The following is a 12,208-nucleotide window of genomic DNA, read 5'->3' as shown; positions in this document are numbered from 1 at the left end:
CAACAATATTGCTGTCAGCATACAGCGACATAACTTTACTTACGTAAAAAAGTATTATCTTTGCGCCGTAATAAGTAATTATCAAATTATGGACGACAGTATCCCGCTAGAAACAAAACAGAGTATGAACTAACGAGGCGGAGGGTTTCATTGATCCTCTGCTCGGATTAAACACGAAAGGAGGCAATAATGAGACAATTTCTTTATTGTGAGGCCGGTTATGTGGAGAAGAACCAATGGCTTCCTAACAGTTGGGTAAACGTAGAGTGCCCGACTCCCGAAGATCTTCAATTCTTGATGGATCGATTTAACGTACCCGAATCATTCTTGAGCGATATAGCCGATACGGACGAGCGTCCCCGTATCGAGTACGAGGGGAATTGGTTGCTTACCATCTTACGTATCCCGTTGCAGAACCAAGATCATGACATCCCGTTCAATACGGTGCCGATCGGTATCATCACGAACAATGAGATCATCGTAAGCGTATGTTACCATAAGACGGACTTGATCCCCGATTTCATCCGCTATACCCAACGGAAGGAACTCCAGATTAAAAACAAGTATGAGTTGATCCTCCGGCTGATCCACTCATCGGCCGTATGGTTCCTTAAATACCTGAAACAAATCAATTACGCCGTCACCGAGGCGGAAAAGGCGTTAGAGAAAAGCATCCGTAACGAGGATCTGCTAGCGTTGATGAAGCTGGAGAAGAGCATGGTATTCTTCAACACCTCCATCCGCGGGAATGAGGTGATGCTGGCCAAGCTCCAGAATATTTTCCAAGAGCCGCAATATATCGACAAGGATTTGGTGGAGGACGTGGAGATCGAGTTGAAACAGGCCCATAACACGGTAAATATCTATAGCGATATTCTTACGGGTACGATGGACGCTTTCGCCTCTATCATCTCCAACAACGTGAACACGATCATGAAACGTATGACATCACTTTCCATTATCTTAATGGTTCCGACATTAATCGCTAGCTTCTACGGGATGAACGTCCCGATCTACATGGAGGATATGCCGCATGGTTTCGTGGTTATCATCTTGCTCTCGATCTTGCTATCCGCTACGGCCTTTTTTATATTCAGGAAGATCAAATGGTTCTAGGATATCAAAAAATAAACCGGACGCAGATCACCCGTGCTTGTCGGTGTCATCTGCGTCCGGTAAATATCAAATTCGGTATATCTTTATCTTGGCTTACTTATGCGTATCCTCGAGGATATAACGCAAGGTTCCGGCATTCACCAATTCCTCTTGCGAGATGGTGTAGCCCTTTAGCTTTTTATCGCCGGCGAAAACGTCCTTGATGTAGATCGCTTCCGGATTACTATGCTTAGACTCGATTACCAATTCGCCTTTAGGATAGAATTTCTTGTCGAGCTGGATCGTAACCTTATCGAAAGTCGGGGAAGTCAATACATAGTTCACGTCGCCCGGACAAGCTGGGTAGAAGCCCATCATGGAGAAAATAGCCCAAGCGGACATCGTGCCTGTATCCTCGTTACCCGGGACACCGTTCGGGGCGTTATGATAGCAATCCTTCAACAACTGACGGACCAACTTCTGGGTACGCCAAGCCTCTCCCTTGAAATAGCTAAACAAATAAGGATAAGCGATATCCGGCTCGTTGGCGGGATCATAATTGCCGTCATCGAATACCTTCTGCAAATGATCGACAAATTTCTTATCGCCTCCCATCAATTTGGCCAGTCCCTTGATATCGTGAGGAACATAAAACGTATAATTCCATGCGTTGCCTTCATGGAAACCGGGACTAGGCTCGAAGTTCTCGCCTTGTTTCGGATCGAACGGAGCGTAGAAGGTGCCGTCCGGCAAGATCGGACGCAGCGTTCCGAACTCCTTGCTATAATAATGCTTGTAACCTAAAGAACGGTCACGGAATAACTTGGCATCCTCTTTCTTACCCAAGGCTTGAGCGAAATTAGCCAAGTTCCAGTCGGCGATATAATATTCCAGCGCATGAGATACGGAGTTATCGTATTGCTCACGCAAAGGAACATAGCCCTTGCTGAAATAATCGTTCGCGTCCGGACGAAGCAGGTTGAACTCTCCCGGGGTAGTAGCGCCTTTACGCATCGCCTCATAAGCGGTTTGCTCATCAAAGTCACGCAAGCCGCGCATCCATGCGTCTACGATATACGGGATCGAGGGATCGCCCTCCATCGTAAAGGTCTCACGTCCGTAAAGCTCCCATTTCGGTAACCAACCGTTTTCCCGGTACATATCCAGCATCGTACGGATAATATCTAATTGACGCTCCGGATAGAGCAAGGTCATCAGGGTACTTACGTTGCGGTACGTATCCCACAGGGAGAAGACCGTATAACGGTTTCCGGTGGTATGGCCTACTTTCAGGCTCTCCATCATCGGGTACTCGCCGTTCACGTCTTGCAGGATATTCGGATGGATCAGCAAATGATACATACCGGTATAGAATATCGTTTTCTCGTCTTTCGTACCCCCTTCCACTTGTACCTTGGAAAGATCCTTGTTCCACATCGTACTAGCCGCCGTACGGACCTTGTCGAAATCGAAGCCGGGCTGCTCCGTATTCATGTTCAGGCGGGCGTTCTCGATGCTCACGTACGAGATACCCATCTTCACCTCGATAGCCTCGCCCTCGTCCGTATCGTAATCGAACCATACGCCGACATCGTCTCCGCTCATCTCACGGGTATAACTGGTATATAACTTATACTTGCCGGAGTAGATATCCCATTCGGCCTCTACCCCCTTCATCTCACGTTGTTTCTTCCAATAACCCATCTTCTTCGGGGCCTTGTTTACCTTCATCACGAAGTAAACCGGGAATACGGCCTGTGGATTATAGCAGAACGTACCTAAAAGCTTACTCCCCTCGATCTCCGTATCATTCACGATACGTACCGTGGCGCCGGTCTCGTTCGTCAAGCCCTCGCCTAGGTTCAAGAGGATATGGCTCTTCCCTTTCGGGAAGGTAAAACGGCTCAAGCCCGTACGCATGCTGGCAGTAGCCTCCGCCTTGATATTATACTTGGTCAAGGTATTGCTATAATAACCGGGGTGAGCCACCTCGTCCTTGTACTCACTGCCGTAAGCCTTATAGTCCACGTTCAACTCGCCCGTTGTCGGCATCAATAGCAAACCTCCCAGCTCCGGGCATCCCACGCCGCTCAAGCTACCGTGGGCGAATCCCGTAAAGAATTTATTGTCTGCCGAGTAAGGAGTAGACCACCATTGACTATCCTTGTCAAAACGATTCTTCTCCGACCCCATGACGTTGAAAGGAACCACGCTCATCATACCCTGCGGACAAACCGCGCCGGGATTCGTCGTACCGTAATTGCTCGTACCGATGAAGGGGTTCACATAATCTACCGGTTGCTGTGCCGTAGCGAACAGGCTACCACACAACAGGAAGGTCATTAGCTGTTTCTTCATTTGATAAATGTATTTTAGTTGATAATTAATTGATTCATACTTACCAGATCACGATCTCATCCGTGAAGATGAAACCCTTATTCGCCTCTTTTGCCTTGATACGGATATAACGGGCTTTCCAATCGCCGTTAAACGTGTATTCCTGAAAAGACAGGTCTTTATCCGTATTGGATATCGTAGTAGGGATAACTCCCTGCGAGATATAGCTCTCCCCGTCTTCCGATGTCAGCAACTCCACCTCTCCCGGTTGGTACACGCCCGGGCCGATCAATTGCATAAAGCGGGACGATACCTTATGGATATCCGTCACCTCGCCCATGTCCACCACGCAATCCAAGTCATTCAAATAACCCTGCCAACGACCGTCCAGATAAGTCAAGCCTCCCCTGTAACCGTCCAGCAAGGCGTTCATGCCACCCGCCATATAACCGCTATACAGCTTACTATTATAATGTATAGGCTTATTGATACCCCGGTGATAATCCACCTTCTTCTCGGTAGGCGTTCCTTGAAGCTGCCCGTCACGGAAGATAGCGGCCTTGATATCAGCGGAGTCTTTCACCACGATCGGGCCGTTATAGACCCGGGAAGAGGCGGTGGGAATAGAGCCGTCTGTCGTGTAACGTATCTCCGCCGGATATTTCTCCGCATCCAACATGACCTTGATCTCTCGCCGCAAGGTATCTACCTCCATCGTGGTCTCAATCTCGTCCGAGAGCGTGAACGTATGGATACCCATCCGTTGCAGAACCGGGATATTAGCGTTCATACGAGGCTTAAAATCCTCCCAACTACGATCCTCTTGCGGAGTCCATCCAATCTCGGCGACCGCCAAGGCACGAGGGAACATCATATACTCCAGATGCTTCTCATCCTTGATATACTCCGTCCATGTATTCGCCTGTACCCCTAGGATATGCTTACTTTCCTCGGCAGTCAACGAATCCATAGGCACCGGATTATAACTGTACGCCCGCTTAATCGGCGTATAACCGCCGATGGCATACGGCTGTGTCTTCGGATCGGCTTGATAGAAATCGAAATACATATAACCACCCGGTGTCATGACCACGTTGTGTCCCATGCGAGCGGACTTGATTCCCCCTTCCTCACCCCGCCAAGACATGACGGTAGCCTCCGGAGCCAAGCCCCCTTCCAGAATCTCATCCCAACCGATCAATTTGCGGCCTTTGGAAATCAGGAATTCCTCGGCACGATGAATCATATAGCTCTGCAACTCATCCACGTCCTTCATCCCGTTCCGGCGCATCAAGCCTTGACATTTCGGGCAGGTCTTCCAAGCTCCCTTCCCGGCCTCGTCTCCCCCGATATGGATATATTCGGAAGGGAACAACTCGATCACCTCGGACAATACATCCTCCATGAACGTAAACGATTTCTCGTTGCCGATGCAGAAATCACCCGTCGTATAAGGTTTGCCGGCACAACTCAACTCCGGGTACGCCACGAACACCTCGTCCGAATGCCCCGGGAATTCGATTTCCGGTATTATATTAATATGCCGGGCCGTAGCGTAATCCACGATCTCACGGATATCTTCTTTCGTAAAATAACCGCCATATGCCCCCGGAGTTCCTTCCGGCAGATACTTGCGATCCTTTCCATCCCACCATTTCTGCCAATCGGATTCCGTACGGAAAGCCACGTCCGTAGTCAGTTTCGGGTATTTATCCATCTGGATACGCCAACCACCGGCATCCGTCAAATGCATATGAAGCGTATTCAATTTATAATAAGACATGACGTTCAATAACTTCATCACCTCCTCTTTCGGGAAGAAATGACGGGAGACATCCAGATGCAAGCCACGATACGGGAAACGGGGATTATCTTGGATCGATACGCAAGGAATCCCTTTCGACGTATACAGCTGGCGCAACGTTTGTTCCCCGTAAAACAATCCGGATTTAGAGGCGGCTCTCAACTCAATCCCCTTCTCGGTCACGTCCAACGCATATCCTTCCGGATTCCCGCCATTAAAAGACTCATCGACCACGTAACGGATCGTACCCGATTGATCATTCCCGAATATGAGATTACTATCTACTTTGAAATAACCGCCAGTCACCTCGATATGGGCCGGCTTAGGGATTAAATTCACCTGCGGAACCTCCTTGGGAGCACAGGAAAAAAGTAGTGAGGAACAAGCGAGAGCAAGTCCGGTTACTTTCATGCAAGACCGTTTTGGCAACGTCATAATACTTATTTTTTAGTTGTGTTATTCTTGGTGCGTAAATATACAACAATAATAGACAATATCAAAAAAGCGGAAAGACTATCGTCTCCCCGCTTCAGAGTTATTTTAAGATGTATATCTTCTAAAATTAACGTCTAGGAATTGCTTCTTTTACAACCATCTGACGACCTTCGTACTCAGCTTGGTTTAATTCCTCGATAGCTTTTTGAGCCTCATCAACGTTAGGCATTTCAGCGAAAGCGAAACCCTTAGAACGTCTAGTATCACGATCAACAATTAACTTTACTGAATCAACAATACCATACTCTTCTAATACTTGTTGCAAATCAGATTCTCTTACTCGATAACTCAAGTTTCCAATGTAAATATTCATACGAAAAAAATTAAAAATAAATTAATAATAAAACAAGTGATGTTAGTGAAGATCGATTTCTAGAAGAATATATTATCATTACTGAGAATAGAAACTCGAAGATAAAGAGCAAGACAAACTATCTTTTGTTTGTTGCTACAAAGGAAAGCATTCTTTTTGGATTACCAACTATAAAACCTAATTTATTTTCAAAATAATTCACTTTATCTTCAGAAGACTACTTATATGAGCTAACGAGACTATCTGCGTGAACCGCATAAAAAAGAAGAGAATCTAATTAAAGATCCTCTTCCCTATTTGAAAAAGCCGCACTGTAGATATGAACAAACTCCGTATGACAGGATTTGAGTGCTTTGCCACCTTTGTAATCCGCCGTGCTAAGCATACCCCGAAGGGCGCGGCCCGCCATTGGCGACAAGAGCTATGTCTCGGAATTAAAATAAACTGATGAGTTTCCCAATCGAACAAGTGCGGCTTAACTCATTCCCTGTTTATCTTTTTTCTTGTTACAAAGATATGTAATCGTATCGACATGACCAAACAAAAACAACAAAAAAAGAGCCTCCTTTTCGGGGAGGCTCTTTATTAACTATATAGCAAAAATCTTATTTTACTTTAGCTACGATAGCCTTGAATGCTTCCGGATGGTTAACGGCCAAGTCTGCCAAAACCTTACGGTTGATCTCGATACCGGCAGCGTGCAAAGCACCCATTAGGCGAGAGTAAGACAAACCTTCCATACGAGCGGCAGCGTTGATACGCTGAATCCACAAAGCACGGAAATTACGTTTCTTGTTACGACGGTCGCGGAAAGCATAAGTCAAACCTTTTTCCCATGTATTCTTCGCTACGGTCCAAACGTTCTTACGTGCACCATAATAACCGCGGGTTAGTTTTAAAATCCGTTTTCTTTTTGCTCTTGAAGCAACATGATTTACTGATCTAGGCATAATTCTAATCTGTTTTGAATGTTAGCGTCATCTCGTAGGATGAACTTGATTGCTAATGCATTCGGTTAATAAAAATCGTTATAAAACTCGCTTAATGAATAAAGATTACTTCATGCAAAGCATCTGCTTTACGTTGCTTACGTCAACACTAGCTACCAAACCCGTGTGAGTAAGATTTCTCTTTTGCTTCTTAGTCTTCTTTGTTAAGATATGACTCTTAAAAGCGTGTTTTCTTTTGATCTTTCCTGATCCGGTAAGGGCGAACCTCTTTTTGGCACCGGAATTAGTCTTCATCTTAGGCATTTTCCAATTATATTTTAATTATTAAACTTAACCTCCCTTCTATCAGGGACGGATTTTATTCTTCTGTTTTCTTATCACCCTCGCTTTTAGGCTTAGGTGTCGTAATCACTTTCTTTACAACTTTCGGAGCTGCGGCCGCAGCCGGGGCTGAACCAGTGCCCGCTTTCTTCGGAGTAAGCATGATAATCATACGTTTTCCCTCTAAAACCGGCAACTGCTCTACTTTTCCATAATCCTCCAAATCGTTGGCAAAACGAAGCAGCAAGACTTCTCCCTGTTCCTTGAAAAGGATAGAACGGCCTTTAAAGAACACGTAGGCTTTGACCTTCGAACCTTCCTCCAAAAATCCCTTAGCGTGCTTCAATTTAAAATTGTAATCATGATCATCTGTCTGAGGTCCGAAACGAATCTCCTTCACGACCACTTTCACAGATTTCGCTTTTTGCTCTTTCTGACGCTTTTTTTGCTGATAGAGGAATTTTTGGTAGTCGATTACTCTACAAACGGGGGGCGCAGCATTTGGTGAAATCTCGACTAGATCCATCCCCTGCTCTTCCGCTATTTTCAGCGCTTGAGCGATCGGATAAACACCCGTCTCAATATTGTCACCTACTAAACGAACTTCACGAACACGAATACGTTCGTTGATTCTATACTGTTCTTTCAGATTGTCATTCTTCATTCAAAAAGATTTATTCTCCTCGTTATTAGTTATTTAATCATTACTTTTTTGCCAGCGATTCATCATTTCCTCTACCTCGCCATTCAAAAGCGCTGCAAAGGTAGCAATTTTCATCGAACCTTTATCACCTTCGCCCTGTTTTCTTACAGAAACTTCACTATTTTCTGCTTCTTTTTCTCCAACGATGAGCATATAAGGGATTCTTTTCAATTCATTGTCACGAATTTTACGACCGATCTTCTCATTTCGGTCATCTACGATAGCACGGATTTCCTGATTACCCAACTCACGCGCGATTTGCCAAGCGTAATCATTAAACTTCTCGCTGATCGGCATGATACATACCTGCTCCGGAGTCAACCACAACGGGAACTTTCCGGCGGTGTGCTCGATCAATACGGCAACGAATCGTTCCATGGAACCGAACGGCGCGCGGTGGATCATAACCGGACGGTGCTTCTGGTTGTCGGCACCCGTATATTCCAATTGGAAACGTTCCGGTAAGTTATAGTCTACCTGAATCGTACCTAACTGCCAACGGCGGCCGATAGCGTCTTTCACCATGAAGTCGAGTTTCGGACCGTAGAAAGCGGCCTCTCCATATTCGATCTTAGCTTTCAAGCCTTTTTCCTCACAAGCCTCTACAATCGCTTGCTCAGCCTTCTCCCAATTCTCGTCGCTACCGATATATTTCTCACGGTTCACCTTGTCACGCAAGGAGATCTGAGCCTCGAAGTTCTCGAAATTCATCGTCTTGAATACGATCGAGATGATGTCCATCACGTTCAAGAATTCCTGCTTTACTTGATCGGGGCGGCAGAAAATATGAGCATCATCCTGCGTAAAGCTACGTACACGGGTCAATCCGTGCAACTCTCCGCTCTGCTCATACCGGCAAACCGTACCGAACTCAGCGAGACGCAACGGCAGGTCCTTATACGAACGAGGAGAGTTTTTATAGATCATACAGTGATGAGGACAGTTCATCGGTTTCAAGAAGTATTCCTCACCCTCCTCAGGTGTATGGATCGGTTGGAAAGAATCCTTTCCGTATTTAGCGTAGTGGCCGGAGGTAATATACAATAATTTATTACCGATCGGCGGACACATTACCTCTTGATAATTATAACGAGCTTGGATACGACGCAAGAACTCTTGCAGACGCAAACGCAAGGCGGTACCTTTCGGCAACCACATCGGTAAGCCCTTACCTACCGTATCGGAGAACATGAACAAGTCCATTTCCTTACCGATCTTACGGTGGTCACGTTTCTTGGCCTCCTCCAACAATGTCAGATACTCATCCAACATCTTCTTTTTCGGGAAAGTGATACCATACAAACGAACCAATTGCTTGCGTTTCTCATCGCCACGCCAATAAGCGCCGGCTACGCTCAATATCTTGACAGCTTTCAGATAAGAGGTATTCGGTAAGTGCGGCCCTCTACACAAGTCCGTAAAAGAACCCTGTGTATAGGTAGTGATCGTACCGTCTTCCAACTCACTGATAAGCTCTGTTTTATACTCTTCACCTCTATCGCCGAACATCTTCATGGCATCCGCCTTGGTAATGTCCTGACGTTTGATCTCTTCTTTCTTGGCTACCAGCTCAAGCATCTTAGCCTCGATAGCAGCGAAATCACCCTCTTTGATCACGGCCTCGCCCGGATCCACGTCATAATAGAAACCGTTCTCGATCGCCGGACCGATACCGAATTTAATACCCGGATATAATTCCTGCAAAGCCTCTGCCATAAGGTGAGCGCTGGAATGCCAGAACGCATGTTTACCTTCCTCGTCTTCCCACTTCAAAAGTTTCACCGTAGCGTCGTCGTTGATAGGACGGCTTAAGTCCCAAACCTCCCCATTCACGCTTGCGGCTAGGACTTCCTGTGCCAAACGAGAACTAATGCTTTCCGCTATCTGCATAGCAGTCGTTCCCTTTGCATATTCTCTTACGGAATTGTCCGGAAATGTAATCTTTATCATATTCTATTCTCTAAAATTCTTTATATTCAGCCCACAAAGTTAATATTTCTTTTCTATCAGCGAAACATTTAACTCGAATAATTTGCGTTATCACCGGCTTGTCATTCGCTTGATGATACTATAGGCGTTGTAGATACCCAATTCCCCTGCCTTGCTCAAATCGGCGATGCCCCGGTTCACGTCACCTTGCGACAGACGGGCTAACCCACGGTTGTAGTAAGCCTCGGCAAATTCAGGGTCTCGCTCGATCGCCTCGTTGTAATCAACGATAGCGGCACGGAAATCACGCTGGGCGCAACGCAGGTTCGCACGGTTAAAGTAGGCGTACACAAAACCCGGGTTCAGCTTGATCACCATATCGTAATCCCTCATGATCTGCTCATGCTCATAGGCTCGCTTATTATCCTTCAACATAGCGCTACGAGGGTCTACCGAGGTGTTGGCGTTTACCTGCGACTGTGCGGACTTACCGATATTCAAGTTCATCCCCGAGCCACTCAAGTCGTATGTATCCTTGTTTGCCTGCTGGGATTGGGTGTACATCAATTGCTTATAACGTTCTACGGCACGATTGAAATAGGCCATCGTGAACGAGGGGTCTCGCTCGATCGCTTCCGAGAAACTCTTGATCGCCTCCGAGAAATCCTGCACCAACATGAAGTCCATCGCACGACCGAAATAAGCGTTAGCGTTGTTCGGATCACGCTCGATCTCCGCCGAATACTCGTCGATGGAGGCGAAATGCACGGCGATCTGGTCCTCGGTCAAAGCGGCCTCCTCGTTCGTGATACGCAATTTACGCTTCAAGACCATCTGGCCATTGTAATCCTCCACCATCTTGTCGTAATAAACAAGTTTCTTTACGGGATCCGCCTTCTCGTAATAGGTCAAGACAAACTGGGGTTCCAGATCCACATGGACATTCCGGTCTTGTACACGCCCACGGACCTCGCTTTGGTATTTACTTTTACGCTCCTGCTCCTTATCGTATACCACCAAGCGGTTGAACTTATTGATATTCTTATCGGATTGCTCACGAGTATTCTCCTCCGAATCGTCCGTCTTGGCATCTCCGTTCACCGCTGTATTGGAACCCGAAGACGATGTCTTCGGGATCTGTCCGTTCTTGGCCTGCTCCTCCATCTTTATGGCCGCCCAATAATCACGGTCTGCCCCCACGTTATCCCCCAGCTTACGCTTTGCTTCCGAACGGCTCACAAAGCCTGGCAGGAAAGTAGGATATTGCTTCAAGACCACGTCGTAATCCTGCACGGCCCCCCGGTAGTCGCCCGTCTCGAAACGGAGCAACGCACGGTTGTAATAAGCCATATAGTTATCTGGCTCTTGCTGGATAACGACATCGAAGTCTTCGATAGCACGGTTATTATCCCCGACTTGGAACCGAAGCAAACCTCGGTTGAATCGTGCGATCAAGTTCCGGCTATCCATGCTGATCACCTGATCGTAATCGGCCATCGCACCTCTCAAGTCATTCATCTGATAACGAACTAGCCCCCGGTTAATATAATATCCGCTCTCACGGGTATCCAGACGTAGAGCCTCGTTCAAATCGGCCAAAGCGTCCTTGTAATCATCCATTTGATAATGAAGGATCGCACGATTGCCATACGCCGGCGCATAATAAGGATCCATCTCGATCGCCTTATTATAATCGGCCAAGGCTTTCAACGTATCCCCTTTCTCCAGATACATAGCGCCCCGTGTCATATAATTCATGGAATATTTCGGATGGGCGGTCATTAAATCATCGAATGTCTTCTCCGCCCCGTTGTAGTCTTTTTTCTGGATAAAAGCCACCGCCATATTCACCAGCATCTGGCGGTCCTCGGGTTTGAACTCAAGTCCTTTCTGGTAATCGTCGATCGCCTCGTCGTATTTCTCCTGGCTTTGACGGGCGATGCCGCGAGCGTAATACGCTTGCGTTAAAAAAGGGTTCCGCTGAAGACATAAAGTACAGTCTTCCTCGGCCCCCTTAAAATCGTCCAGATTTATCTTCGCCACCGCACGGTAAAAATAAGGTTCCGCCAACCAAGGTTTGGATTTGATAACCTGATTGAAGTACTGAATGGAAAGAACATAATCCTCAAAATAAAGGGCGTTCCTGCCAATGGCCAATACACGGTCCGTATTAATCTGCGCAAAAAGCGAAATCGTAAATATCTGTAATATCAAAAAGAGTGTTGCCTTCTTCATCCTATTAAAAATGATTGAGAGGCAAA

The 12,208-nt window shown here is 46.6% G+C and carries 9 protein-coding genes; 1 reads left to right on the top strand and 8 read right to left on the bottom strand.

Translation table 11 applies throughout. The annotated features are described in order from the left end of the window. Window positions 1–189: 189 nt before the first annotated feature. The gene (locus tag BDI_RS03310) at window positions 190–1,116 is read left to right on the top strand and encodes a magnesium transporter CorA family protein (protein ID WP_008772410.1); all 927 of its coding nucleotides are present in this window, start codon (window positions 190–192) and stop codon (window positions 1,114–1,116) included. Window positions 1,117–1,209: 93 nt separating this feature from the next. Here BDI_RS03310 and BDI_RS03305 read toward each other — a convergent pair whose 3' ends face one another. From BDI_RS03305 to BDI_RS03270, 8 genes are all read right to left on the bottom strand, one after another. Next, on the bottom strand, window positions 1,210–3,453 hold the full coding sequence (locus BDI_RS03305; protein ID WP_011966116.1) for a GH92 family glycosyl hydrolase: 2,244 nt from the start codon (window positions 3,451–3,453) through the stop codon (window positions 1,210–1,212). A 40-nt stretch (window positions 3,454–3,493) separates the two neighbouring features. Further along, window positions 3,494–5,671, bottom strand: a complete 2,178-nt coding sequence (locus tag BDI_RS03300) for a glycoside hydrolase family 20 protein (RefSeq protein WP_011966115.1) — start codon at window positions 5,669–5,671, stop codon at window positions 3,494–3,496. Window positions 5,672–5,798: 127 nt separating this feature from the next. Then, on the bottom strand, window positions 5,799–6,044 hold the full coding sequence (locus BDI_RS03295) for an RNA recognition motif domain-containing protein (RefSeq protein WP_005857680.1): 246 nt from the start codon (window positions 6,042–6,044) through the stop codon (window positions 5,799–5,801). A gap of 605 nt (window positions 6,045–6,649) precedes the next feature. Then, window positions 6,650–6,994 carry a 50S ribosomal protein L20 gene (gene rplT, locus BDI_RS03290; protein WP_005857682.1) on the bottom strand — a complete coding sequence of 115 codons (345 nt, stop codon included), beginning with the start codon at window positions 6,992–6,994 and terminating at the stop codon, window positions 6,650–6,652. A gap of 105 nt (window positions 6,995–7,099) precedes the next feature. Further along, window positions 7,100–7,297 carry a 50S ribosomal protein L35 gene (gene rpmI, locus BDI_RS03285; RefSeq protein ID WP_005857684.1) on the bottom strand — a complete coding sequence of 66 codons (198 nt, stop codon included), beginning with the start codon at window positions 7,295–7,297 and terminating at the stop codon, window positions 7,100–7,102. A gap of 55 nt (window positions 7,298–7,352) precedes the next feature. Then, window positions 7,353–7,979, bottom strand: a complete 627-nt coding sequence (gene infC / locus BDI_RS03280; RefSeq protein WP_008779711.1) for a translation initiation factor IF-3 — start codon at window positions 7,977–7,979, stop codon at window positions 7,353–7,355. 33 nt (window positions 7,980–8,012) lie between these two features. After that, window positions 8,013–9,968, bottom strand: coding sequence for a threonine--tRNA ligase (gene thrS, locus BDI_RS03275; protein WP_009017253.1), 1,956 nt, complete (start codon window positions 9,966–9,968; stop codon window positions 8,013–8,015). A gap of 90 nt (window positions 9,969–10,058) precedes the next feature. Beyond that, window positions 10,059–12,182 carry a tetratricopeptide repeat protein gene (locus BDI_RS03270; RefSeq protein ID WP_011966114.1) on the bottom strand — a complete coding sequence of 708 codons (2,124 nt, stop codon included), beginning with the start codon at window positions 12,180–12,182 and terminating at the stop codon, window positions 10,059–10,061. Between the last annotated feature and the right edge of the window lie 26 nt (window positions 12,183–12,208).

This window comes from Parabacteroides distasonis ATCC 8503, from assembly GCF_000012845.1.
Classification (GTDB): Bacteria; Bacteroidota; Bacteroidia; order Bacteroidales; family Tannerellaceae; genus Parabacteroides; species Parabacteroides distasonis.
The sequence above is the reverse complement of the archived record's forward strand: the minus strand, read 5'-3'. Positions and strand labels throughout refer to the sequence as shown.